At 61.7% G+C, this 25,248-nt stretch carries 24 protein-coding genes; 18 read left to right on the top strand and 6 right to left on the bottom strand.

Annotation, left to right across the window (positions count from 1 at the left end):
• Positions 1-11: 11 nt before the first annotated feature.
• Both greA and ACCAA_RS07335 read left to right on the top strand, forming a co-directional pair.
• Positions 12-488, top strand: a complete 477-nt coding sequence (greA, locus tag ACCAA_RS07340; protein ID WP_186406581.1) for a transcription elongation factor GreA — start codon at positions 12-14, stop codon at positions 486-488.
• A gap of 20 nt (positions 489-508) precedes the next feature.
• The gene (locus ACCAA_RS07335) at positions 509-973 is read left to right on the top strand and encodes a DUF4149 domain-containing protein (protein WP_186406580.1); all 465 of its coding nucleotides are present in this window, start codon (positions 509-511) and stop codon (positions 971-973) included.
• A gap of 48 nt (positions 974-1,021) precedes the next feature.
• Here ACCAA_RS07335 and ACCAA_RS07330 read toward each other — a convergent pair whose 3' ends face one another.
• Positions 1,022-1,384 carry a YhbY family RNA-binding protein gene (locus ACCAA_RS07330; RefSeq protein WP_186406579.1) on the bottom strand — a complete coding sequence of 121 codons (363 nt, stop codon included), beginning with the start codon at positions 1,382-1,384 and terminating at the stop codon, positions 1,022-1,024.
• A gap of 46 nt (positions 1,385-1,430) precedes the next feature.
• On the opposite strand from ACCAA_RS07330, the gene ACCAA_RS07325 reads away from it, so the two are divergent.
• The 4 genes from ACCAA_RS07325 (at position 1,431) to glmM (ending at position 6,414) form a co-directional block, all read left to right on the top strand.
• The gene (locus tag ACCAA_RS07325) at positions 1,431-2,051 is read left to right on the top strand and encodes an RlmE family RNA methyltransferase (RefSeq protein WP_186406578.1); all 621 of its coding nucleotides are present in this window, start codon (positions 1,431-1,433) and stop codon (positions 2,049-2,051) included.
• A gap of 121 nt (positions 2,052-2,172) precedes the next feature.
• Positions 2,173-4,056 (top strand): ATP-dependent zinc metalloprotease FtsH, encoded by a 1,884-nt coding sequence (ftsH, locus tag ACCAA_RS07320; RefSeq protein WP_186406577.1) that lies wholly within the window; start codon positions 2,173-2,175, stop codon positions 4,054-4,056.
• 113 nt (positions 4,057-4,169) lie between these two features.
• The gene (folP, locus tag ACCAA_RS07315) at positions 4,170-4,943 is read left to right on the top strand and encodes a dihydropteroate synthase (protein ID WP_245754482.1); all 774 of its coding nucleotides are present in this window, start codon (positions 4,170-4,172) and stop codon (positions 4,941-4,943) included.
• 103 nt (positions 4,944-5,046) lie between these two features.
• Positions 5,047-6,414 carry a phosphoglucosamine mutase gene (gene glmM / locus ACCAA_RS07310; RefSeq protein ID WP_186406575.1) on the top strand — a complete coding sequence of 456 codons (1,368 nt, stop codon included), beginning with the start codon at positions 5,047-5,049 and terminating at the stop codon, positions 6,412-6,414.
• A gap of 64 nt (positions 6,415-6,478) precedes the next feature.
• Here glmM and ACCAA_RS07305 read toward each other — a convergent pair whose 3' ends face one another.
• The 5 genes from ACCAA_RS07305 to acs all read right to left on the bottom strand — a co-directional run bounded on the left by ACCAA_RS07305 (position 6,479) and on the right by acs (position 13,608).
• Positions 6,479-6,736, bottom strand: a complete 258-nt coding sequence (locus tag ACCAA_RS07305) for a DUF4212 domain-containing protein (RefSeq protein WP_281193175.1) — start codon at positions 6,734-6,736, stop codon at positions 6,479-6,481.
• Positions 6,733-8,772: a sodium:solute symporter family protein gene (locus ACCAA_RS07300; protein WP_186406574.1), complete on the bottom strand. Its 2,040-nt coding sequence runs from the start codon at positions 8,770-8,772 to the stop codon at positions 6,733-6,735. The genes ACCAA_RS07305 and ACCAA_RS07300 overlap by 4 nt, the downstream gene beginning before the upstream one ends.
• Positions 8,773-8,786: 14 nt before the next feature.
• A complete protein-coding gene (locus tag ACCAA_RS07295; RefSeq protein ID WP_186406573.1) occupies positions 8,787-9,545 on the bottom strand; it encodes a PolC-type DNA polymerase III domain-containing protein in 759 nt (252 codons plus the stop codon).
• 2 nt (positions 9,546-9,547) lie between these two features.
• Complete coding sequence (locus ACCAA_RS07290; RefSeq protein WP_186406572.1) at positions 9,548-11,455, bottom strand: putative nucleotidyltransferase substrate binding domain-containing protein; 1,908 nt, start codon at positions 11,453-11,455, stop codon at positions 9,548-9,550.
• 188 nt (positions 11,456-11,643) lie between these two features.
• The gene (gene acs, locus ACCAA_RS07285; RefSeq protein WP_186406571.1) at positions 11,644-13,608 is read right to left on the bottom strand and encodes an acetate--CoA ligase; all 1,965 of its coding nucleotides are present in this window, start codon (positions 13,606-13,608) and stop codon (positions 11,644-11,646) included.
• 261 nt (positions 13,609-13,869) lie between these two features.
• Between acs and ACCAA_RS07280 the strand changes: the two genes are divergently transcribed.
• The 12 genes from ACCAA_RS07280 to ACCAA_RS07225 all read left to right on the top strand — a co-directional run bounded on the left by ACCAA_RS07280 (position 13,870) and on the right by ACCAA_RS07225 (position 25,245).
• Positions 13,870-14,427, top strand: coding sequence for a TIGR00645 family protein (locus ACCAA_RS07280; protein ID WP_186406570.1), 558 nt, complete (start codon positions 13,870-13,872; stop codon positions 14,425-14,427).
• A gap of 49 nt (positions 14,428-14,476) precedes the next feature.
• Positions 14,477-15,997 carry a fumarate hydratase gene (locus ACCAA_RS07275; RefSeq protein WP_186406569.1) on the top strand — a complete coding sequence of 507 codons (1,521 nt, stop codon included), beginning with the start codon at positions 14,477-14,479 and terminating at the stop codon, positions 15,995-15,997.
• A 128-nt stretch (positions 15,998-16,125) separates the two neighbouring features.
• Positions 16,126-16,470: a RidA family protein gene (locus ACCAA_RS07270; protein WP_186406568.1), complete on the top strand. Its 345-nt coding sequence runs from the start codon at positions 16,126-16,128 to the stop codon at positions 16,468-16,470.
• Entirely contained in the window at positions 16,457-17,272 is an 816-nt protein-coding gene (murI, locus tag ACCAA_RS07265) for a glutamate racemase (protein ID WP_245754481.1), read from the top strand. The genes ACCAA_RS07270 and murI overlap by 14 nt, the downstream gene beginning before the upstream one ends.
• Positions 17,273-17,274: 2 nt before the next feature.
• Positions 17,275-18,612, top strand: coding sequence for a TIGR03862 family flavoprotein (locus ACCAA_RS07260; protein WP_186406567.1), 1,338 nt, complete (start codon positions 17,275-17,277; stop codon positions 18,610-18,612).
• On the top strand, positions 18,609-19,619 hold the full coding sequence (locus tag ACCAA_RS07255) for an AI-2E family transporter (protein WP_186406566.1): 1,011 nt from the start codon (positions 18,609-18,611) through the stop codon (positions 19,617-19,619). The genes ACCAA_RS07260 and ACCAA_RS07255 overlap by 4 nt, the downstream gene beginning before the upstream one ends.
• Complete coding sequence (locus ACCAA_RS07250) at positions 19,616-20,647, top strand: YncE family protein (protein WP_245754480.1); 1,032 nt, start codon at positions 19,616-19,618, stop codon at positions 20,645-20,647. Before ACCAA_RS07255 ends, ACCAA_RS07250 begins: the two co-directional genes overlap by 4 nt.
• The gene (locus tag ACCAA_RS07245; protein WP_186406586.1) at positions 20,647-21,408 is read left to right on the top strand and encodes a polysaccharide deacetylase family protein; all 762 of its coding nucleotides are present in this window, start codon (positions 20,647-20,649) and stop codon (positions 21,406-21,408) included. The genes ACCAA_RS07250 and ACCAA_RS07245 overlap by 1 nt, the downstream gene beginning before the upstream one ends.
• Complete coding sequence (locus tag ACCAA_RS07240) at positions 21,405-22,376, top strand: sterol desaturase family protein (protein WP_186406565.1); 972 nt, start codon at positions 21,405-21,407, stop codon at positions 22,374-22,376. Before ACCAA_RS07245 ends, ACCAA_RS07240 begins: the two co-directional genes overlap by 4 nt.
• An 8-nt stretch (positions 22,377-22,384) precedes the next feature.
• Positions 22,385-22,897 carry an HD domain-containing protein gene (locus ACCAA_RS07235; protein ID WP_186406564.1) on the top strand — a complete coding sequence of 171 codons (513 nt, stop codon included), beginning with the start codon at positions 22,385-22,387 and terminating at the stop codon, positions 22,895-22,897.
• A 66-nt stretch (positions 22,898-22,963) separates the two neighbouring features.
• The gene (locus tag ACCAA_RS07230; RefSeq protein WP_186406563.1) at positions 22,964-24,586 is read left to right on the top strand and encodes an ABC-F family ATPase; all 1,623 of its coding nucleotides are present in this window, start codon (positions 22,964-22,966) and stop codon (positions 24,584-24,586) included.
• 8 nt (positions 24,587-24,594) lie between these two features.
• Entirely contained in the window at positions 24,595-25,245 is a 651-nt protein-coding gene (locus tag ACCAA_RS07225; protein WP_186406562.1) for a response regulator, read from the top strand.
• Positions 25,246-25,248 lie beyond the last annotated feature (3 nt).

Below are 25,248 nucleotides of genomic sequence, written 5' to 3'. Positions count from 1 at the left end.
CAACGAGTGATATGAGCAAAATACCTCTGACCGTCAATGGCGCGGAAAAACTTCGCGCCGAACTGCATTACATGAAGACCGTGGAGCGCCCGCGCACAATCGCGGCGATTGCCGAAGCGCGCTCACACGGCGACCTGTCGGAGAACGCCGAGTACGATGCTGCCAAGGAAAGACAGGGCTTCGTCGAAGGACGCATCAAGGAGGTCGAGAGCAAACTCGCCAATGCCCAGATCATCGACCCCAAGCTGCTCGACGCCGACGGGCGTTGCGTTTTCGGGGCTACGCTGGATCTCGAGGACCAGGAAACGGGTGCCCGCGTGAGCTACCAGATCGTTGGCGAAGATGAAGCCGATATCAAGGCGGGCAAGATTTCGATCAACTCGCCGATCGCTCGCGCCCTGATCGGCAAGTTCGCCGGCGACGTCGCCGAGGTTCAGGCCCCCGGCGGCGTTCGCGAGTACGAAGTGATCGCGGTGTCCTACCAATAGAACACTGAAGCCCCTTGGCCATGCAACGCCTCGCGGACGCACTCTACGACGTGGCGCTGACCCTGTGGGTCGGGGGCTTGTGGGCGATCGGTTATCTCGTCGCGCCGACCTTGTTCCTTGCGCTGAGCAGCGACCGCCAGTTGGCTGGCTTTCTTGCCGGCAGGTTGTTCGAATTGATCGGCTGGGTTGGCCTGGCCTGCGCGACCTATCTGTTGCTCTTCGTGGTGCTGCGCATCGGTTCAGCGGCCCTGCGGCGCCGAAACTTCTGGCTGCTCGTCCTGATGCTGCTGCTCACCGTCGTCGGTCTGTTCGGGATTCAGCCCCTGTTAGCCCAACTGAAAGCCGACGCCTTGCCGCGAGAAGTGATGGAGAGCGTGTTGCGCAGCCGCTTCGCCACCTGGCATGGCGTTTCCAGTATTCTCTACCTGGTTCAAAGCCTGCTCGGCTTGGTGCTGGTGATCGGCCGCGGGCGAGGCACAAAGTAAGCCCGCCTACGGGGAACAGCGGGGAGGGTAGTTGGCGCATCGCCGTGATCAGCGATCGGAACCTCCCTGGAAACTACGCTTGCTGCGCCGCGGCTCAGCGCGTCTCACAAAGCGGTGCCTGGCGCCCTGTGCCTGATCATCGGGCTGCGGACGCCAGATCACCAGTAGCTTGCCGATATGCTGAACCGGCGCCGCATCAAGCCGCTCGCACAGCGAGGTAAGGTACTGTTCGCGGGCTTGCCGGTCGTCGTCATATACACGAATCTTGATCAGTCCGTGGCTGGCGAGGTTGGCATTGATCTCCCTGACGACCGATTCCGAGAGACCGCTCTGGCTGATCGAGACCACGGGATGCAGGGAATGGGCACGTGCGCGCAGGGTACGGCGCTCGTCGGAGCTAAGATTGAGCATGCAGGGCACCTTTTCGTGAGAAACGCATTTTAGCGGGTTTCAGCCAATGAATCGAAGCAGATCGAGCAATGCGTGGTTGCGGGAGCATGTCAACGACGCCTATGTGCAGCGGGCCAGAGCAGAAGGTTATCGTTCGCGTGCATCGTACAAGCTGATGGATATCGACGACCGGGACCATCTGATACGCGCAGGCGACGTTGTCGTTGACCTGGGAGCGACCCCCGGTGGCTGGTCGCAGGTCGCCGCCAGGCGAATGCAGGGCCGCGGAGAGGTCATTGCCGTTGACCTGCTGGCCATGGAACCGCTGCGGGGCGTGACCTTCCTGCAAGGTGACTTTCGTGACCCGGAAGTGCTCCTGCAACTGGAAACATTGCTTGCCGGCCAAAAGGCAGGGCTTGTTCTTTCCGACATGTCGCCCAACCTGTCGGGTATCTCGGTCTGCGACCAGGCCCGGTGCATGCATCTCGCCGAGCTGGGTCTGGCATTTGCCTGCCAGTGGTTGAAACCCGACGGGTCTTTTTTGGTCAAAGTGTTCCAGGGCCAAGGCTTCAATGATTTTCTGCAGGAAATGCGCAAGACCTTCAAAACCGTTGCCTCGCGCAAACCGGATGCCTCGCGTGATCGCAGCCCGGAAATCTATTTATTGGGCAAGACCTTGAAGACTTGATCTGATCTGTGGCATCGTGTTTGATTCAGCAAGTGTGAATCAGTTTAGAATGCTGATTTCGTGGTAAACAGCAAGGCTTCTGGAGGCTTCCCGGGCCAGGCAACGTAGAAGAGGTAAAGCATTGAATAATATGTTCAAGAATCTGGCCATCTGGTTGGTTATTGGTCTCGTCCTGATGACCGTTTTCAACCAGTTCAATACGCGTCAGGTCGCCCAATCGTCGATGGAATACTCGCAATTCATCGAGGAAGTGGGCAAGGGAACAATCGCCAAGGTGGTAATCGAGGGGCGCGTGCTCAAAGCAACGACCACCGACGGGCGCAAGCTGACCAGCTACGCACCCCCTGATCTGTGGATGGTTTCTGATCTTTTGAAACACGGTGTGAAGATCGAAGCCAAGCCCGAGGAAGAGCAGTCGTTTCTAATGAGCATCTTCGTAAGCTGGTTCCCGATGCTGCTCTTGATCGGCGTCTGGGTTTTCTTCATGCGCCAGATGCAGGGAGGTGGCCGCGGCGGTGCTTTCTCGTTCGGCAAGAGCAAGGCACGACTGCTCGACGAATCTACCAATACGATCACCTTTGCCGATGTGGCCGGTTGCGATGAGGCCAAGGAAGAAGTCTCCGAACTGGTCGACTTCCTGCGCGATCCGTCGAAGTTCCAGAAGCTCGGTGGCCGTATCCCGAAAGGCGTTCTGCTCGTCGGCAACCCGGGAACCGGCAAGACGCTGCTGGCCAAGGCGATTGCCGGCGAGGCCAAGGTGCCTTTTTTCTCGATCTCCGGTTCCGACTTTGTCGAGATGTTCGTCGGCGTCGGCGCGGCTCGCGTCCGCGACATGTTCGAGAATGCCAAGAAGCATGCACCATGCATCATTTTCATCGATGAGCTGGATGCGGTCGGTCGTCAGCGCGGAGCCGGCCTTGGCGGCGGCAACGACGAGCGCGAGCAGACGCTCAACCAGATGCTGGTCGAGATGGATGGCTTCGAAGCCAGCGTCGGGGTCATCGTCATCGCAGCGACCAACCGTCCCGATGTGCTCGATCCGGCGCTGATGCGTCCGGGCCGTTTCGACCGCCAGGTCGTCGTGCCGCTGCCGGACATCCGTGGTCGCGAGCAGATTCTGGTGGTGCACATGCGCAAGGTGCCGCTGTCACCTGACGTCAAGGCCGATATCATTGCTCGCGGCACACCCGGATTTTCGGGTGCCGACCTCGCGAATCTGGTTAACGAGGCAGCTTTGTTTGCCGCCCGGGGAAACAAACGCCTGGTCGACATGGAAGACTTCGAGAAGGCCAAAGACAAGATCATGATGGGTGCCGAGCGTCGCAGCATGGTCATGAACGAAGACGAGAGACGAAATACGGCGTTCCACGAGTCCGGGCATGCGGTTGTCGCCAAGCTGATGCCGAAGTCCGATCCGGTACACAAGGTGACCATCATTCCGCGCGGGCGAGCGCTTGGCCTGACCATGCAACTGCCGGAAGAGGATCGCTACGCTTACGATCGTATCTATCTGATGAGCCGGATTGCGGTCCTGTTCGGGGGGCGCATTGCGGAAGAACTTTTCATGAACCAGATGACCACTGGCGCGTCGAATGACTTCGAGCGAGCCACACAAATGGCGCGTGACATGGTCACCCGCTACGGCATGTCCGATGCGCTCGGTCCGATGGTTTATGGGGAAAACGAGGGCGAGGTTTTCCTCGGACGCTCGGTGACAACGCACAAGAACATGTCCGAAGCGACGATGGAGAAAGTTGACGCCGAAATCCGGCGAATCATCGACGAGCAATACGGCTTGGCACGGACGCTCCTCGAAAAGCATCGCGACAAGGTCGAAGCGATGGCGGCTGCGCTCCTTGAACTGGAGACCATCGACAGCGACCAGATCAACGACATCATGGACGGCAAGCCACCTCGCCCGCCGAAGCAACCACAGTCGAAGTCTTCAAGCAAGCTGGACAACAATGGGCCGGATGCGGCGCCCAGTGCCACGGCGCCGGCCTGACGGTACGCGCAGAAGCGTCGGGTCGTAGGCTGCAGGCCCCGTCCGGCGGTCGTAACGCTGAGCCGATGCTTCGTTGCGGGAGGTTTCAACTCTCACTTTCACGCCCATTGATCATGGGCGTCGTCAATCTGACTCCGGATTCGTTCTCGGGTGACGGTCTGGCGAGCGACACCGCTAGGGCGATCCGGCAAGCTCACCGGCAGATCGCCGCGGGTGCTGATCTGCTCGACATCGGCGCCGAGTCGTCCAGGCCGGGCGCTACTCCGACCTCGGTCAGCGAGGAACTGCGCCGCCTGCTGCCGGTACTCGAAGGGCTTGGCGACTGCGGCATACCCATTTCTGTCGATACCTACAAGCCCGAAGCGATGCGCGTGGCGCTGGCCCATGGCGCTTCAATGATCAATGACATCTACGCGCTACGCATTCCTGGTGCCCTCGCGGCGGTGGCGGACAGCGACTGTGCGGTCTGTCTGATGCACATGCAGGGCGAGCCACTGAGCATGCAGAGCAGTCCGACCTACGCGGACGTCGTCGTTGAGGTGCAGGCCTTCCTCCGTGGCCGAGTGGCGATGGCCAGATCGGCGGGGATAGCCAGCGATCGCTTGGTGCTCGATCCAGGTTTCGGCTTCGGCAAAACGCTGGCGCACAACCTGGAGCTTCTCCGGCGGCTCGCACAAGTCTCGGTTGCCGGACTACCCCTGCTGGCCGGGATGTCGAGGAAGTCGATGCTCGGCGCCGTGACCTCGCGTGCGGTCGACCAGCGACTTGCCGCCAGCCTTGCCGCCGCCGTGCTCGCCGTGCAACGCGGTGCGCGTATTGTGCGCGTGCACGATGTCGCAGAGACGCGCGATGCCTTGGCCATCCGGAATGCCGTTGAGCTGGATTGATGGATTTGCAGGGCATCTTGGCTGCGCCGGGGCCGGCGTTTGCGTAGAATAGCGGGGGTTCGACAGACATCCATTGCTCTGCGACTCAGGGGAGAGAGAAATCGTGACAAGAAGGTATTTTGGTACGGACGGCATCCGCGGGAGGGTGGGGGAAGTTCCGATTACCCCCGATTTTGTGATGCGTCTCGGTCATGCCACAGGGAGGGTTCTCGCGGCCCGTGAAGCGGCACGCAGCCATGTCAAGGCGGGCGAGCGTCCAGCCGTCCTGATTGGCAAGGACACGCGAATCTCCGGCTACATGCTGGAGGCAGCGCTCGAAGCGGGTTTTTCGGCAGCAGGAGTCGATGTCTGCCTGGTCGGGCCGATGCCGACGCCAGCCATCGCTTACCTTACGCGTGCCTTGCGCCTGCAGGCGGGAATCGTGATTTCTGCGTCGCATAACCCGTACTACGACAATGGTATCAAATTTTTCTCGGCCCGGGGCACCAAGCTGGCCGATGATCTGGAGTCCGAGATCGAGGCCTCGCTGGACGAGCCGCTGACCTGCGTCCCTTCCGCCGGTCTCGGCCGCGCGCGGCGAATCGACGACGCCGATGGTCGGTATATCGAGTTCTGCAAAAGCACTTTTCCATTCGAACACGATTTGCGTGGGCTGAAGATCGTCGTCGATTGTGCCCACGGAGCCGCATACCACATCGCGCCGCATGTATTCCACGAACTGGGCGCTGAAGTAAGCACCATCGGCACCGATCCCAACGGACTGAACATCAACCAGGACGTCGGTGCGACGGCACCTGGCGCCTTGCGCGAAGCTGTCCTGGCGCAGGGCGCCGACATCGGGATCGCGCTCGATGGCGACGCTGACCGGGTGATGATGGTCGATTCCCAGGGCAACATTTACGATGGCGATCAACTGCTGTTTGCCATCGTCCGCAGTCGTCTTCGACAAGGCGCGGTGGCGGGCGTCGTCGGCACCTTGATGACCAATCTCGCCTTTGAGCACGCGCTCGCCGACTTCAAAGTCCCTTTCGTCCGTGCCGCCGTCGGTGACCGCTACGTGATGGACATGCTGCGGCAGAAAGGCTGGTTGTATGGCGGTGAGAACTCCGGTCACATTCTTTGCCTCGACAGGCACACGACCGGCGATGGCATCGTCTCCGCCCTGCAGGTCCTGTCCGCACTGCGCGAAGCGGGAGGAGATCTGCAACAACTCCTGGGAGATCTGACGCTTTATCCCCAGCGGCTGATCAACGTGGCCCTGAGCAAGGGCTTTCCGTGGCAAGGCCATCCCTTGATCGGCTCTGCCCAGCGTGAAGTGGAAAGCGAACTCAATGGCAGTGGTCGAGTACTGCTGCGGGCTTCAGGGACGGAGCCGCTGCTGCGCGTGATGGTTGAGGGCCAGGACTCGGCGACCGTCGCCAAAGCCGCCGAGAAACTGGCCGCTGCCGTGCGTGAAGCCGTCTCGTCCTGAGTTCACCGAGCCGCAGAGCGCCAAACGCTAACCAGCCCAACTGCTGATCGGGTCGCCCCAGGCGTCAATCGTCACTCTCGCTGTCGTCCACCCCGTACTCCTGGTCGAGATGGTTCATATACCTCGCGTACCACCAGATGATCAGCAGATAGATCAGCGGTGCCCCCTGGGCGCCCATGTAAAAGCCGAGCGGAAAGCCGAGAACAGAGATACCGGCCAGGTCTCGGGCAAAGTAACTGACGATAAACGTAACCACAAACCAGAGGGTTAACAGCAAGGCCGTCATCATGAGGTTGCGCCGCCAGTAGTCCTGCGGCGTCACGAGCCGTCAAGCTCCGGGTAGCGAACACTCTCGACAAAGTCCTGCGTTTCCTTGCTCGGTGGCTGGCCAAGAAGACTGACCACGATGATCGTCACGAACCCGGCGGCAACGCCCCACACCCCGGCCGAAGTAGATTGAATGCCTAGCCATGGCTCCATGCCAACGCCGTGGATGCCAAGCCACGGAATAGTGTCAAACTGGACCCGGACCATGTAGTAGATGGTCACCAAGAGACCGATCGCCATACCACTCACCGCGCCCGCGGCATTCGCTCTCTTCCAGAAGATACCCAGAAACAGGGCTGGAAAGAAAGCCGAGCCGGCGAGCGAGAACGCCCAGGCCACCATGAATAGAATCGTCGCCGGCTTCTGTGCGGCGACGGTAGCCGCGAGTACCGCAACGACCAGCAACAAGGACTTGGAAACCACCAAGCGCCACTGCGTGGTCGCTTGAGGACGGTAGACCTTGTAATAGACGTCATGCGACAAGGCACTGGCAATGGTCAGCAACAGCCCGTCGGCGGTCGACAGGGCAGCAGCGAGCGCACCGGCAGCAACCAGGCCGGAAATGACGTACGGTAGGCCGGCGATTTCAGGCGTGGCGAGCAGAATCACGTCCGGATTGAGCGCCAGTTCAGCGAGCTGGAGAATCCCGTCGCCATTGACATCCTCGATCGACACCAGACCGATCTTGCCCCATGCGCTGACCCAGACCGGCAAGTCAGCTAGCGAAGAACCTACCAGCGTTGAGTAGACCTCGTACTTGACAAAAACGGCATAGGCCGGAGCCGTCAGATAGAGCGCCAGAATGAACAGTAGCGACCAGAAGACGGAACTGCGCGCCTCTCGTACGCTGGGAGTGGTGTAGTAGCGGGTCAGTACGTGTGGCAGTGCCGCTGTACCGACCATCAGACAGAACACCAGGGTGAGGAAATTCAGGCGCGCCGTGTCGCTCACCGCCTCGCCCGGCCCCGGATAGGGCGTCACGTGCTGCTCGGGTTCTGCCCCCCGCTGGGCGGCCTGGCGCATCAGGGTGTCCCAATAGCTGCGGGCGGCTTCGCTGCTCGTTGGCAACTCCCGGCGCTGCCGCTCGATCGCCGCCACCTCACGCATTTGCGCGTTGTCGCTCTTCAGCGTGTTGATCAGCACCGACAGACGCTGCCTTTCATCTTCGAGAGAGCCGGGAAGAGTCACAATGCGTTCGTAATAGCCATCCGCACGTTCGCGAAAAAGACGGCGCGCATTGACCTCGGCGGGGTCGTGGAAGATCTTCTCCTCAAGCAACTGCACCTTCTCCAAGGCCAGGCCGTAGGTCAGTTGAGGCACCGGGATCCCGGTGACCTGGTACGACAGGATGGTCACCGGAACAAGATAGGCGACGATCAGGATCACGTATTGGGCTACCTGCGTCCAGGTTACTGCGCGCATGCCACCGAGGAAGGAGCACACCAGGATGCCGGCCAGGCCGACGAAGACCCCGACCTCGAACTGCAGGCCGACAAAGCGGCTGGTGATCAAGCCCACCGCATAAACCTGCGCAACGACATAGACGAACGATGCCAGCACGGTGGCAAAGACACCGACCAGCCGTGCGGTGTTGCCGCCATAACGAGCGGCGAGGAAATCAGGGATCGTGTATTGCCCGAAACGACGGAGATAGGGGGCCAGCAGCAAGGCAACAAGAACGTAGCCGCCGGTCCATCCCAACACATACGCCAGCCCCTGATAGCCCGACAGGTAGAGTGTCCCGGCCAGGCCCATGAAGGATGCTGAACTCATCCAGTCGGCGCCGGTAGCCATCCCGTTGAATACCGCCGGCACGCGTCGGCCAGCGACGTAGTACTCTGAAACGCTGGCGGTACGCGCCAGGACGCCAATCGTTGCGTAAAGAAAGATGGTCAGAAAAAGAAACGAGTAGCCAATCCAGCGCGGCGGCATGCCGTAACGTTCGAGCACTGCCAGCGCCAGGATGAAAAGGAAGAACCCGGCGGTATAAGCAACGTAATAGCGGCGCAACGAGGCAGTGTAGTCGGCCATCGTGTCTCGCTCCTCTACCCGCTCTGGTGTAGATGGCGACGCGCCTTCTCAAGCTCAAGCAAACTGCCCGGGGAATCGAAACCTTTGCGCGCCGCGCGGGCAATGGCTATCTGTAACAACTTGGCGATGACATAGGCATCCGAAACCGCGTTGTGGCGCTGGATGCTCGCAATTCCGAAGTGCGCCAGCCAGGCGTCCAGGCCTCCTTGCGTAGCGCTGAGATCGCCGACATCGCTGACATCGCGAAACAGATCGGACAGCACCCACGCCAGATCGATGCACGGCTGCGCCGAGACAATGCCGAGGTGTTCGACCAGCGCACGTTCGATCATCGCGCCAACGAGCGGCGAGTGATAGGCGACAAGTGGCGCTTTGCCGGCAAAGCTGAGGAAGGAGATCAGCGCGTCGACCGGCGGTACCCCGGCGATGACCAGCGCCGGGTTCGGTGCAGTCGGCGCATTGGCTTCACTTGCCTCACCAGCGGCGGCATCAGCGCCCGGGGCATCGTGCGCCAGAACAACGTGAAAGGCTTCCTGAAAGTCGATCAGCCCATCAACCAGAGCCAGCGCAGCGATCGACACCAAGCGATCACTCTTCAGACTCCGAGCCGCCGTTTCGACGTCCACCAGCACATAGCGAGATCGATAGTGCGAACGGCTGATGTCCACTTCGGGCAACTGGCGCCAGCCAGCGAGCAACGCCTGCTGGTTGATGGCCAAGGCGCCATCGCGCCCTTCCTGGCCGGTAAAAAGTCTGGAAAACCACGCCGCCATGATCAGAGCTGATAATCGAGTTTCAAGCGCGCCTGCAGCTTGCGCGCCTGTCGGAAGGCCTCTTTGAGCACACGTCGCTCGATCTCGTTCAGTTCGTCCGGTCGGATGAGATTGTCTCCCGCGCGCCCGTGCTCCTGCTCGAAGTGCTGGTGCCGCAAGCGCAGGAGTTGTATGAAGTTGAAGCCCTCGATACTGGCCGAGACATCGTCCGGGGGAAGATGGGTCAAGGCGCTCGCTCGCTTGAGGCGGGTGACCGTGTGCGTCGCCTCGACCTGATTGGCCAGTGCAAAAACACGCGCTGCATCGGTGAACAGGCGGACGCCATACTTCTTGAGGTCGATGGTCCCCGGGTGATCGGGATCAGCGCCGGTCACGAAGTCACGTATCCTGCCCAGCGGCGGAGCAACACTGAGTGCGTTCTGGGCCAGCATGCGCAGGAAGAGCGGGTTGCCCTGCGTTTGCCTGAACAGCGACAGGCGCATCCGGTGCGCCAGATTGAACCTGCCGTATAGCGGCCGAAAATCGAAAAAAATCGTTGCGTTGAGCAACGCCAGCGGTTCTGGTGTGCGAACCCACAGGGCAAATTTTTCCTCCCACTCTTCGAGTGTCAGGCACAACTCAGGGTTACTGGCCATGATGTTGCCCTTGCACAGCGGGAAACCGCACTTGTCGAGATCGTCATTGACATCTCGGGCAAACTCCAGAAAACGCAACTGGGTCAGTTCGCGGTCCATGATGTCGGTACACAGATATACAATGCCGTTGTCCTGATCAGTGGTAAACGTCTGCTCGTCCCGCCCCTCCGAACCGAAGGATAGCCACGCCCAGTCGATCCCGTAGAGATCATGGCGATCCAGATTGAGATCGATGACGCGGCGGGTCACCGTATCGTTCAGGGTCGAGATGAACTGGGTAATCTCCTGCCCGCCGACGCCCTCGGTGAGCATGGTCAGCGACAACTGACGGACATCCTCGCGGGCATGCCGCAGCACGTCGACACTCGTCGCCGCGTCGATCGAGTGGCGGATTTGCCGCAGTCCGGCGCCCTGCAGTTTGAACAGATCGCGTTCGGAAACCACTCCCCTCAGGCGCCCACCCTCGTCTACCGCCAGCACGTGCCGGACGGCATGCATGGCCATGGCTAGCGCCGCATCGTGCGCATTGGCGGCGAGCGGCAAGGTCAGCGGCGACGTCGACATCACCGAGGAAATCGGCTGCTCAAGCGACAGTCCAGGGAGAACGATCCGCTTGAGGACGTCCGAGAGGGTAAAGATACCGATTGGCTGTTGTAAGGGATCGGTGACCACCATCGAACCAAGATGGTTCGCGGCCATCAGTTCAACGACCTCTCGAATCGACGTTTCGGGTGCCACCGCCACCGGCTCGCGCTTGACAATCGTCGCCAGCGGCGAATTCATGGTCTTCTGCTCGGCCGCGCGCTGCGCGAACTGGAGCTGCAACTGCTGTTGCGACTGATTGAGCAGGCCGGCGATGGTCTGCGTGCAGAAAAGATTGAATGCCGTGCTCTTCTGGGTCAGGCTGAAGAAGCAATCGGCTGGCAACTCGTAGCAGAAGACATCGTCGCGTGCCACGTAGGCACTCGACGATGGGCGTTGCGCCATCAGGGCCCCTATCGAAAAACACTGGCCAGGACCCAGCACCGCCGAGTACTCGACATGGCTGTTGCCGCCGCTCGGTCGGGCCCGGACCTTACCGCCCTGAACAATGTAGAGCGCCCGGGCGATGCCCATCTCACTGGCCAGGATCCGGGCGCCTTTGGGGAAATGCGCGAGTTTGACATGCTCGGCGAGAAAGCGCAGCGCCTGGGCCTCCATCCGATCAAAAGGCGAAAAACCCTGGAGAAACTGGATGCATGCCGATACCAGCATCTCCGTCGCGCTGTTGCTCATCCCTGCTCCCGATCGATGCCCTTGAACAAGCCGGCCGTCGCCGGCCTGGAAGCCAGTCCCTGCTCAGCCGCAGTGGCCACCTGCCGCAGTACGAGCACGGCCGAGTACGCTGCAGATCCGCGGGCGACCTGGCTTTGCCTGCCGCCCGGCGCGGCCACAATAACCGAGCGACAGCCCGTCCCGCAGGATCAGCCGCGCAGTTGGTCCAGAATGGCCGGGTTCTCGAGCGTCGACACATCCTGCGCTACGGTTTCCCCCTTGGCCAGGGAACGCAGCAGACGGCGCATGATCTTGCCAGAACGTGTCTTTGGCAGGTTCTCACCAAAGCGCAGATCCTTCGGCTTCGCAATCGGACCGATTTCACGCCCGACGTGGTCCTGCAGCTCCTTGATCATCTTCTTGGCCGCCTCGCCTGTGGGCCGCGGGCCCTTGAGAACCACGAAGGCGCAAATCGCCTCGCCGGTCAGATCATCCGGACGGCCGACCACTGCAGCTTCAGCCACCATCGGGTGGGAAACCAGCGCCGACTCGATTTCCATGGTCCCCATGCGGTGACCGGAGACGTTGAGCACATCGTCGATACGACCGGTGATCGTGAAATAGCCGGTATTGACATCGCGTATCGAGCCATCGCCGGCCAAGTACAGTTGGCCATTGAAATCATCCGGGTAGTAGGACTTCCGGAAACGCTCGGGGTCATTCCAGATATTGCGGATCATCGCCGGCCAGGGCTTCTTGACCACCAGCAGGCCACCCTTGCCCCAGTCGAGTTCGGTACCTGTTTCATCGACAACGGCCGCCTCGATTCCCGGGAAGGGAAGCGTGCACGAACCCGGCACCAGAGGCGTCACTCCGGGTAGCGGCGTGATCATGTGACCGCCGGTCTCGGTTTGCCAGAAGGTGTCGACGATCGGGCAACGACCGCCGCCGACACTGTCGTAATACCACTGCCAGGCAGCCGGATTGATCGGCTCGCCGACGGTCCCCAGCAGACGCAGTGACGACAGGTCGTACTGGGTGGGCGCAACCGCTGGATTCGTGTCGGCGGCCTTGATCAGCGAACGAATTGCGGTCGGCGCCGTGTAGAAGATGTTGACCTTGTGATCCTGAATCATCTTCCAGAAACGACCGGCATCCGGATAAGTCGGAATACCCTCGAAAACGATCTCGGTACCGCCGCAGGCGAGCGGCCCATAGGTGATGTAGGTGTGGCCGGTCACCCAGCCGATGTCCGCCGTGCACCAGAAAAGGTCATCCGGCTTCAGGTCGAAGGTCCACTTCATGGTCACGATGGCGTGCAGCAGATAACCACCTGTCGAGTGCTGCACCCCCTTCGGCTTGCCCGTCGAACCCGAGGTGTACAGCAGGAACAATGGGTGCTCGGCGCCAACCCACTCGGGCTCGCAAACGTCGGATTGACCATCGATCACGTCGTGCCACCAGATGTCACGACCGGCAACCATATTGCACGTCCCGCCCGTGCGCTGGAAAACGATCACGTCCTTGATCGACTCGCAGCCACCGAGAGCGATACCCTCGTCGACGGCTGGCTTGAGCGGGATCTTCTTGCCGCCGCGGCACTGCTCGTCGGCGGTAATCACCGCCACGGCCCCGGCATCGTTGATCCGATCACGCACCGACTGCGCGGAAAAGCCACCGAAGACGACCGAGTGAATTGCGCCGATACGCGCACAGGCCTGCATGGCCACGATCCCCTCGATGCCCATCGACATGTAGATGACCACCCGGTCGCCCTTCTTGATGCCACGCGCCCGCAAGCCATTGGCGAAGCGGCTGACGCGCAACAGGAGATCGTTGTAGGTGATCCGAGTGACTTCGCCGTCATCGGCTTCGAAAACAATTGCCACCTTGTCGCCGAGCCCGGCTTCGACGTTGCGGTCCAGGCAGTTGTACGAGGCATTCAGTGTGCCATCGGCAAACCATTTGAAGAACGGGGCATCCGACTCGTCAAGAACCTGCGTGAACGGCTGCTTCCACGAGACATGTTCGCGCGCCAGGCGCGCCCAGAATCCGGTGTAATCCGTGGTCGCCTCGGCGCACAGGGCCCGGTAGGCATCCATGCCGGAAATCGTGGCCTGTTTGACAAATTCGGCGGAAGGTTCAACAAAATTTACGGCCTCGTTCAGTGACATGTTCCATCTCCTGTGCAGTATTTTGGTAGAGGATTCAAGAATTCGATGCAGCAAGCAGCAAAAAGGAGCAATTGTTTGCAACCACCGCCGAGCGGCAGACAGATATTACCCTTCGAGTGCCGCCTTGTGTCACGCCAACTGGGCAAGATTAAACGCTGCCAATCTTACACACCACTTACGCCATGCTCTGCCAGCACAGCGGAAAGCAGCGTTTCATTGATGCTAGAATCCGTCTTCCGCAACCTTCGTCGCTGAAAACAAATGACATCCCTGAAACCCACCATCGACCGACTCGAGATGGTCATCTTCTGGAGCCGCTGGCTGCAGGCACCGCTTTATCTCGGCCTGATCATTGCCCAGGGCGTCTATGTTTATTTGTTCATGGGCGAGTTGTGGCACCTCATTCACAACCTGTTCTTCAGTAGCACCCGCATCGGCGAAACCGAGGTCATGCTCATTGTGCTCGGTCTGATCGACGTCGTCATGATCGCTAACCTGCTGATCATGGTCATCATCGGTGGCTACGAGACCTTTGTCTCGCGACTCGATCTCGAAGGCCACCCAGACCAGCCCGAGTGGCTCTCGCATGTCAATGCCGGCGTACTCAAGATCAAGCTATCGACGGCGATCATCGGCATTTCCTCGATCCACCTCCTGAAAACCTTCATCAATGCGGAGAACACGAATGAGCACACGATCATGTGGCAGGTCATCATCCACGCGATCTTTCTGCTCTCGGCCCTGGCGATGGTCTGGGTCGACCGAGTGATGACCCAAACGCTCGTGCTCGGCCGGGCGCAGCACGGCGTGCCGCACTGACAGAGACCCCGCAGCGGGCTTCCCCGCCACCCACCCAAGAGAGCCTGAAATGACCCCTATCAAGCAGGAAGACTTTATCCAGAGCGTTGCCGATGCATTCCAGTACATCAGCTACTACCACCCGCTCGACTACATCAAGGCGCTCGGCGCCGCTTACGAGCGCGAGCAGAGTCCTGCGGCGAAGGACGCCATCGCCCAGATTCTCACCAACAGCCGCATGTGTGCGGAAGGCCACCGCCCCATCTGCCAGGACACGGGTATCGCGGTGATCTTCCTCAAGGTCGGCATGGACGTGCGCTGGGAGGCGAACCTGTCGGTGCAGGAGATGTGTGACGAGGGCGTGCGCCGCGCCTACAACGACCCGGACAACAAGCTGCGCGCCTCGGTGCTGCTCGACCCGGCAGGCGCGCGCAAGAACTCGCGCGACAACACTCCGGCCGTCGTCCACTACGAGATCGTTCCCGGCGACCATGTCGAAGTCATCTGCGCCGCCAAGGGAGGGGGGTCGGAAAACAAGTCGAAGTTTTACGCGCTCAACCCATCCGACTCGATCGTCGAATGGGTGTTGAAGACGGTCCCGACGATGGGCGCGGGCTGGTGTCCACCCGGCATCCTTGGCATCGGTATCGGCGGCACTCCCGAGAAAGCGATGCTGCTGGCCAAGGAATCGCTGATGGCACCGGTCGATATCCATGAACTACTCACTCGTGGCCCAAGCAATCGCGTCGAGGAACTGCGCCTCGAGCTCTACGAAAAGGTCAACGCGCTGGGCATCGGCGCGCAGGGCCTCGGTGGACTGACCACCGTCCTCGACGTCAAGATCCTCGACTACCCGACGCATGCGGCAAGCCTGCCGGTGGCGATGATCCCGAACTGTGCCGCGACGCGCCACGCGCACTTCCATCTTGATGGTTCCGGGCCGGCGGTCCTGACCCCGCCCGACCTCGGCGAATGGCCCAAAGTAAACTGGACGCCAAACACCGAGACGTCGACACGCGTGAACCTCGACACGCTGACTGCAGCGGAGGTCGCCGCCTGGAAACCAGGCCAAACGCTGCTGCTCAACGGCAAGATGCTTACCGGCCGCGACGCTGCTCACCAGCGCATCCGGGACATGCTCGCCAAAGGCGAGAATCTGCCGGTGGACTTCACCAACCGGGTCATCTACTACGTCGGCCCGGTTGACCCCGTTCGCGATGAGGCCGTTGGTCCGGCCGGTCCGACGACCGCGACGCGGATGGACAAGTTTACCGAGATGATGCTCGCCCAGACCGGGCTCATCTCGATGGTCGGCAAGGCCGAACGTGGCCCGACCGCCATCGAGGCGATCAGAAAACACCACTCGGCGTATCTGATGGCCGTGGGTGGGGCCGCTTATCTGGTCGCGAAAGCCATCAGAACGGCGCGGGTTGTCGGTTTCGCCGATCTCGGAATGGAAGCGATCTACGAGTTCGACGTCACGGACATGCCGGTCACGGTGGCGGTCGATTCAAGCGGCACATCGGTGCACAACACGGGCCCCAAGGAGTGGCAGTCCAGGATCGGCAAGATCCCGGTCGCCATCGCCTGAGTTCCCCTGCTGACGGTCATGGCGGATGGCGCCACCCCCGATGATGGAATGTTTCACGAGATTGTTCCACGTTTCACATTCACGGGCAGGAAGCCGGCCGCTGTGCCGGCTTCTGTTGGAGAAGACGCATGGCCATAGAGCGGCACGGTACGACACAACGGTATTCTGACACTTGCGCGTACGGTAACACCATCTATCTCGTCGAAACGCCGCAGACACTGGATGCCAACGTCGCGACACAGACACGCGAAGTGCTCGCCGGAGTCGAGAAACTGCTCGACCAGGCAGGCAGCGACAAGACGCGCCTGCTGATGGTCACCATCTACCTGCGAGATATCGAAGACCTGGTGGCGGTGAACGCCGTCTGGGACCGCTGGGTACCACGCGGGACGGCCCCGGCCCGGGTCTGCGTCGAAGCGAAACTGTCCCACCACGACTTCCTCGTTGAAGTCGCGATCATTGCTGCTCGCTAGAGGCGCCCGCGACCGGATGATCGGCGTCTTCGACAGTGGCCTCGGCGGACTCTCGGTACTGGCAGCAATTGCCCGTGCGCTGCCGCGCGCCGATCTGGTCTACCTTGCCGACACGGCTCACCTGCCCTACGGGGACAAGGACGACGCCTTCATCCGCAGTCGCGTGATGAGGATCGGCACCCACCTGGTCGATCGTGGCTGCGCAGTTGTCGTCGTCGCCTGCAATACGGCCACCGCGGCAGCCGTAGCCGCGTTTCGCGAAACTTTCCCCCACCTTCCTGTGGTCGGCGTCGAGCCCGGCATCAAGCCGGCAGCAGCCGCTTCGCGTAGCGGCCGGATCGCCGTCCTGGCAACCCCCTCGACGGCACGCAGCCAGCGTCTGGCAAGCCTCATCCAGCAACATGCCGGCGCGGTACAGGTCGACGTCGAGCCCTGTCCCGGCTGGGCAAGCCGAGTCGAAACACTGCACCTCGATGATCCGACCTTTGTCGAGGACGCGCGTCGACACCTGGCCCCCTTGCTCGCCGCTGGCGTCGACCAGATCGTCCTCGGTTGTACTCACTACGCCTTTCTCTGCCCCGTGCTCGAGCCGATTGTCGCCAACCAGGCCGTGCTGGTCGAAGTCGCCGACGCCGTCGCTCGCCAATGCGTCCGCCTCGCCGGCACAGCCGCACTCGGCCAGGGCCGGCTGACGCTGTTGTCCAGCGCGCAGCCGGAACGACTGCACGCCGCCTTGCCAGCACTCGGTCTGACCTGGCTGGACAAGCGCCTGACCGGCGCCGCGCGACAGGTCCTCGCCTGAGCATGAGCAGCACGCCAGCGCCTCTTGTCGTAGCCATCATCGGCGGTGGGCCAGCCGGCCTGATGGCGGCCGAAACGCTCGTCGGCCGTGGGGTCAGCGTCGACGTCTATGAGGCCATGCCGTCGGTCGGCCGCAAGTTCCTGATGGCCGGAAAGGGAGGGCTGAACATCACCCACTCCGAGCCGGCGGCAGCATTCTGTACGCGTTATGGCGCGCGCCAGGACGACCTCAGACCCCTGCTCGACGCTTTCGGACCCACGGCCGTGCGCGAGTGGGCACGTGGCCTTGGCGTCGACACCTTCATTGGCAGCTCCGGGCGGGTGTTTCCAACCGAAATGAAAGCCGCCCCACTCCTGCGCGCCTGGCTCAAGCGATTGCGAACCGCTGGCGTGCGCTTCCATATGCGCCACCGCTGGTGTGGCTGGACGCACAGCAAGGAAGGCGGCACGAGACTGGATTACTCGACGCCGGCAGGCATGCGACACTGCGCCGCCGAAGCAGTGGTGCTGGCGCTCGGCGGAGGCAGTTGGGCGAGGCTCGGTTCGGACGGGCGCTGGTTTGCACACCTGGCACAAGCCGGGGTTGCGCTGGCGCCGCTGCGCCCGGCCAACTGCGGCTTTGACGTTGGCTGGAGCCGGCACCTTGGCGAGCGCTTTGCCGGCCAGCCGATCAAGCCCGTTGGCGCCTCCTTTGTCAACTCGGCAGGGTTTCAGCAGCAGCGCCAGGGCGAATTCGTGCTCACCGCCAGTGGCGTTGAAGGTAGCCTGATCTATGCGCTGTCTGCCTCCTTGCGCGACGAGATCGAGGCCGGTGGGTCGGCAACACTGAAACTCGACCTGTTGCCCACGCACGAACTGACTGACGTCGTCAGGGAGCTTGCGCGGCCGCGTGGCGCACGTTCGCTGGCCAGCCATTTGCAAAGCCGCTTGCGGCTCAAGGGCGCCAAAGTCGCATTGCTGCGCGAATGCGTATCGGCCGAGGTGTTTGACGACCCCGAGCGTCTCGCCGCAGCCATCAAGTGCTTGCCGCTACGCCTAATCGCGCCACGTCCGCTCGACGAGGCGATCAGCACCGCCGGCGGCGTACGCTTTGAAGCGCTCGACGAGCACCTGATGCTCATTGATCTTCCCGGCGTTTTCTGCGCCGGCGAAATGCTCGACTGGGAAGCGCCGACCGGCGGTTATCTACTCACCGCGTGTCTGGCCAGTGGACGCGCCGCGGGCCTCGGCACGCTGGCATGGCTGAACGATTCATGCCGGCGCAGCGCTGCACCCACCGACTCTCCCACCGAACCACCTGCCGGCCAGCCGCACGCCCTCAGACCATCATTGGCCACATGAATACTCATCAACGAGCCAGCACCCCCGAATACGCCGCCTGGATCATGGCCCTGATGGCTATGGTGTTGATCCTCGAGGTCCACCTGTTGCCGGCGCTCATTGCCGGGCTGCTGGTCTATGAACTGGTCCACTTACTGACACCTTGCTTTGGACGCCTGTCAAACACGCGCGCCAAAGGGCTGGCTGTCGGTCTGGTGGTGGCTCTGGTCGTCGGCGCCGTGACTGCAGCCGTTCTCGGATTGATCGCCTTCATGACCAGCGAGGGGGGCAGCTTCGCCGCGTTGCTGGCCAAGATGGCCGAGATCATCGAGACCTCACGTTCGACCTTGCCAGCGTGGCTGGTCGATTTTCTGCCGAGAGACGGCGAGGCAATGCGCGAAGGCGCCAGCCACTGGCTGCGCGAACATTCGGCTGAACTGCAACTGATCGGCAAGGAAACCGGGCGCATGCTGGCGCACGTGCTGATCGGCATGCTGATCGGCGGAATAGTATCACTGCGTGCAGCCGGTCACGCCGAGAACGTTGGCCCGTTGGCCCGAGCACTGGCCGAAAGAGTCTTTCGCCTGGGCGAAGCCTTTCGCCGGGTCGTCTTTGCCCAGGTGCGTATCGCGGCGCTGAACACCTTGTTCAGCGCGCTCTATCTGGCCGTCGTGCTGCCCTTGTTCGGTGTCCATCTACCCCTCACCAAGACGATGATCGTCGTCACCTTCATCGCCAGCCTGCTACCGGTGGTCGGCAACCTGGTCTCGAACACGGTGATTTTCGTCGTCAGCCTGGCTCACTCGCCGGCTGTGGCCGCCTCCTCGCTTGCCTTCCTGGTCGTCATCCACAAGCTCGAATATTTCCTCAACGCGCACATCGTCGGTGCCCAGATACGTGCCAAGGCCTGGGAGCTGCTGATCGCCATGCTGATCATGGAGAGCACCTTTGGCCTGGCCGGCCTGGTGGCGGCGCCGATCTGTTATGCCTGGCTGAAGGACGAACTCACCAGCCGGCGAATGATATGACCTTTATACTAGGGCATCCCCTTCTGCCACTCCCCGCCGTGATGATCGACTGTCTTTCCACTTCCTTCCGCCGCCTTGCCGCATCCCTGCTGCTTCTCCTGCTCCTCTGTGTCAACGGCACCGCAGATGCCGGACTGGCGATTGCCCTCAATTCGGCTGATGGAACGATCAGCCTGATCGACACCGAAACCTACACCGTCACCGACAAGGTAACCGTCTGCAAGGAGCCTCACCACCTGATTCCGACTCCCGACGAGAAGTCGATCATCGTCGCCTGTGCCGCTGCCAACCAATTGGTCTTCTTCGACCCAAGCACTGGTCGGGAGCAGAAACGCGTCCGCAACATCTCGGATCCCTATCAGTTGGGCTACTCGCCGGATCGCAAATGGTTCGTCGCCACCTCACTGCGTCTTGACCGGGTCGATCTCTATGACCCCACCGACTTCACCCTCAAGGGCCGCCTGCCGGCGCCGCGAGCGCCATCGCACATCGCTTTCGACCACGCCAGCGAGTTCGTCTTCGTGACTCTTCAGGACTCAAACGAAGTGATGGCCATCCACCTCGGTACACAGAAGATTGCCTGGGTGATGCCCGTGGGCCGGACGCCGGCCGGCATTGTCATGTCGCCGGACAACCGTTACCTCCTGGTGGCGAGCATGGGTGAAGGCGTCGTCGAGGTCATCGAATGGCGCTTCCAGAAGAGCGTCAAGAAGGTGGCGACCGACACCGCGACCCACAATTTCCAGCCGAAGGGCGACCGGCGCCATTTCTTCGTATCGAACCGTTCGGTCAATGGCAGTATTTCGCTCTTCGACACGAGGACCATGACGGTTGTTGAAAAATACGATGTGCCCGGCGGACCGGACGACATGCTCGTGCGTGCCGACGGCAAGGAACTCTGGGCAACAGCCCGTTTTGCCCGCAAGGTACAGGTCCTCGACCTCGATAGCAAGACGCTCAAGGTGTCGATCCCGGTCGGCAGTTCGCCACACGGCGTTTTCTTCCTCAACCACGCGGGGCTCAGATGATGGCTCTCCCGGCCCCACTTGCATTGGCGCTGGCGTTGGCGCTGGCGACCACCAGCGTGGCGATCTCGGCGACGCCTGCCGCACCCGCCGCCGGACCCTGCAAGGGCACGCTCTACCTGACCTTTGACACCGGCAACATGCGCCACGCCGAGTTGATCGCCGACACGCTCGCCAGGCACGCGGTCAAGGCGACTTTTTTTCTGGCGCAGGAAAAGACCCTGCGTGGCGACCATGCGCTCGATGCCAGTTGGGCGCCCTATTGGCAAGCGCGCGTCGCGGAAGGCCACGCTTTCGGCAGCCACACCTGGCGTCACGGGAGTTTTCGCGAGGACACCGGCGCGCAGGTCCGCTACCGACTGATGGATGGCCGCAGCGAAACCCTGGACGCGCGCGCCGTCTGCGACGAACTGAAAGGCCCCGATACCCGCTTCCAGGAACTGACCGGCCGTCGACTCGATCCGCTCTGGCGTGCACCCGGCGGCCGCACGACGCCGAACGCGTTGGCGGCGGCGCAGGCCTGTGGTTACCGGCATGTCGGCTGGGCGCCGGCCGGTTTTCTCGGTGACGAACTGCCTTCGCAGACCTACCCCAATGAGTTCCTGCTGCAGCGTGCTCTCGATCGCCTCAAGGATGGCGACATCGTGATGGCCCATCTCGGCATCTGGTCGCGCAAGGATCCCTTCGCGCCGATGCTCGACTCCCTGATCAGCGGCCTGAAGGGAAAAGGCTTCTGTTTCGCGACGCGGCGGACACAGCCATGATAGGCGCATTCACCGACGGATTTGTCCAATTGCAGGGCTGGCTGCTCGATCGCGTCGTGCAGCCCGTGCTGCTGACCTTGGGCCTGGGCAGTTATCTGGAAATGGCTTTCGATGGCCTTGAGTTCTTTCTCTGGGGAATCCTGCAGCTTGCCACCGCCTACGTGCTGCTGCGACCGCTTGAGGCGCTGCTGCCGATCGAGGTGTGGCGGGACCGCAAAGCGGTGCGCGTGGATGTCCTCTATTCCCTGCTCGACCGACTGGGAATCATTCCGCTACTCGTCTTCGCATTGCTGGCGCCGCTTTTCGTCGAGGTGGATAGCTGGCTACGCTTCCACGACATCCTTCCGGCGCAACTGGAGGACCTGTTTCCCGTACTGGAACAGCAACCGCTGCTCAGTTTCGCGACCTATCTCATCATCCTGGACTTCGCCGAGTACTGGCGCCACCGCCTCTCGCACACGCTGCGCTGGTGGTGGGCGCTGCACGCGGTCCACCACAGTCAGCGCAAGATGACGCTGTGGACGGATAGCCGCAACCATCTGCTCGATGACCTCTCCAGCGGCTTCTGGTTCGCCGTCATTGCGCTGCTGATCGGCGTCCCACCGGGCCAATTCATCGGCCTGCTGATGGCCGTGCGAATCGTCGAAAACCTGTCGCACGTCAATGCTCGCTTGTCGTTCGGACACCTTGGCGAACTGCTGCTGGTCAGCCCGCGTTACCATCGCTGGCACCATGCGCTCGATCTTCCCGCCGGTCGGCGATATCGCTTTGGCTGCAATTTTGCGATCCTCTTTCCAGTCTGGGATCAACTCTTCGGTACCCAGTATCGTGGCCAGGCGATGCCCTCCTCAGGTCTCAGCCACGGACCGCTGCCCGAGTCCGCCGCGGAGAGCGGCTTCTGGCGCCAGCAGTGGGAAGGACTGGTCGCCCTGGCAGCCACTTTCCGGCCGCATACCCGCGGGCGCTAGGGACAGGCGTGCTCGATCAAGTTCGCTCCTTTGCCCTGGCTGCTCACGGCAGCCAGATGTATGGCGCCCGGCCTTATTCGTTCCATCTTGACGCGGTCGTCGGCTTGCTGTCCCCTTACGGGAGCGAAGCTCAGATCATCGGCTACCTCCATGACGTCGTCGAAGACACCGCGGTGACCGAAAGCGACATCCGGCAGCACTTCGGACCGCGGATTGCCGAGTGCGTCCGCTTGCTGACCGATGCGCCCGGCGTCAGCCGCGCCGAGCGCAAGGCGCGGACCTACGCCAGGCTCGCGACGGTAGTCGGCCCCAGCGAACTGGCTCTGGTGGTGAAGGTCGCCGACCGCCTGGCAAACGTCAGGGCCTGTGTCATCGACGACCGAAGCGGCCTGCACGAGGTCTATCGCCGCGAGCATCCTGCCTTCCGGCAAGCGGCTTACCGCGAGGGGCTCTGCGAGCCACTGTGGGTCGAACTCGATGCCCTGCTGGCCACGCAGCCTCCATCCACCGACGGTTTCTGAAAAAAACCAGCCCCTGAGGTACAATATCGCCCTTTCGCAACTTGATGATTTTACCGAGGTTTCTTCGTGCTCGTCGCCAACAACATCACCATGCAGTTCGGGGCCAAACCCCTTTTTGAAAACGTCTCGGTCAAGTTCGGCGAGGGCTATCGCTACGGGCTGATCGGCGCCAACGGCTCCGGCAAATCAACCTTCATGAAGATTCTCGACGGCGAACTCGAACCCACTGCTGGCAACGTCGCCAAGGAACAGCACGAACGTATGGCCTACCTGCGTCAGGATCAGTTCGCTTTCGAGCAGCAACGCGTGATCGACGTGGTGATGATGGGCCATGAGGACATGTGGGCCTGCATGCTCGAGAAGGATGCGATCTACGCCAACCTGGAAGCCACCGAGGAGGACTATCTGCACGCCGCAGAGCTGGAAGCCCGCTTTGCCGAGTACGGCGGCTACACTGCCGAGTCGCGTGCGGGCGAACTGCTGCTCGGCGTTGGCATCCCGGCCGAACAGCACTTTGGCCCGATGAGCGATGTTGCACCGGGCTGGAAACTGCGGGTACTTTTGATTCAGGCACTTTTTGCCAACCCGGACATCCTGCTGCTCGACGAGCCGACCAACAACCTCGACATTGCCACCATCCGCTGGCTGGAAAACGTGATCAACGAGCGCAACAGCACGATGATCATCATTTCCCACGATCGACACTTTCTCAACCAGGTGTGCACGCACATGGCTGACCTGGACTACGGCAAGATCACGGTCTATCCCGGCACCTATGACGACTTCATGGAAGCGTCGGCGATGGCCCGCGAGCGGCAACAGAATGCCAACGCCAAAGCCAGGGAACGGATCGCCGAACTGCAAAGCTTCGTTCGCCGTTTCTCGGCCAACGCCTCCAAGGCCAAGCAGGCCACGTCGCGAGTGAAACTGATCGACAAACTGAAACCGGAGGACGTCAAGCCTTCTTCGCGCCAATATCCGTGGATCCGTTTCGAGTTCGAAGACAAGGAAAAGCTCCACCGCCAGGCGGTCGAGATCGAAAACCTGACTTTCGCTTACCAGACGAACGCGCGTAAAGTTGTGAACAAGCTGGACCTGACCATCAACGGCGGTGATCGCCTGGCGATCATTGGTGAGAACGGCGTCGGCAAAACCACTCTGCTGAAGCTGTTGATGGGCGAGCTACAGCCCCAACGAGGCAGCGTCAAGTGGGCAGAGAAAGCGCGTCTGGGTTACTACGCACAGGACCACGCGCAGGATTTTGCCAGCGATACCAACCTGACCGACTGGATCGCCGGCTACGCGCGCGCCAACGCCGCCGATGGCGACGACCTCGAGACCCTGATCCGCGGTACGCTTGGGCGCCTCCTCTTCTCGGGCAACGAAGTCCGCAAGGCCGTGAAGGTGATCTCGGGAGGCGAGCAGGGGCGCATGATCTTCGGCAAGCTGATGCTGACCCGGCCGAACGTGCTGGTGATGGATGAGCCGACCAACCACCTCGACATGGAATCGATCGAGTCGCTCAATACCGCGCTCGAAAAGTTCAAGGGAACGCTAATCTTCGTCTCGCACGACCGCGAGTTCGTCTCGTCGCTCGCCACGCGCATCCTCGAAATCCGCCTCGACGGCAAGGTGGTCAACTACCTGGGCAATTACGAAGAATACCTCGCCAGCCAGGGCATCGCCTGAGTGAATTCGTGAATCCTGCAGCCCAACCCGTGACGGTCATGGTGGTCGACGACCACCCGGCACTGCGCGCCGGCCTGCGCAGCCTGATCGATTCCGATGCCGGGCTGCGCGTGCTGCTGGAAGTCGCCAGTGGTGAGGCGGCGTACGCCGTGTACCGCCCTATCCGCCCGGACGCGGTGGTCATGGATCTAAGCATGGAAGGGTTCGGCGGCATCGAAGCCATCCGGCGCATCCGCGAGCTGGACCCGCGAGCGGCCATCCTGGTCTATACCGTGCATAATTCACAGGTACTGCTCGAGCGGGCGCTGGAGGCCGGTGCTCTTGGCTTCGTCACCAAGAGCAGCAACGCCGATACCTTGCTGCAAGGGATCAGGAAAGTGGCGGGCGGGGAATCCTTCGTCAGCCCGGACATGTTGCCGGCCCTGCTGGACCGCCACCTCCCGTCGGGCGCCAGCCAGTTCAAGCGCCTGACCCAGCGCGAGTTCCAGGTCTTCAAGCTGCTCAGCGAGGGCCACACGCTGCCCCAGTGCGCGAGCATCCTGCACCTGAGCAGCAAGACCGTCAGCAACCATTTCACCCAGATCAGAGCCAAGCTGGGCGTTTCCAGCCCCGCCGAGATGGCGCGTATGGCGATTCGCCAGGGCCTCGTCGAACCCTGACGG

It is taken from the genome of Candidatus Accumulibacter aalborgensis, from assembly GCF_900089955.1.
Lineage (GTDB): Bacteria > Pseudomonadota > Gammaproteobacteria > Burkholderiales > Rhodocyclaceae > Accumulibacter > Accumulibacter aalborgensis.
The sequence above is the reverse complement of the archived record's forward strand: the minus strand, read 5'-3'. Positions and strand labels throughout refer to the sequence as shown.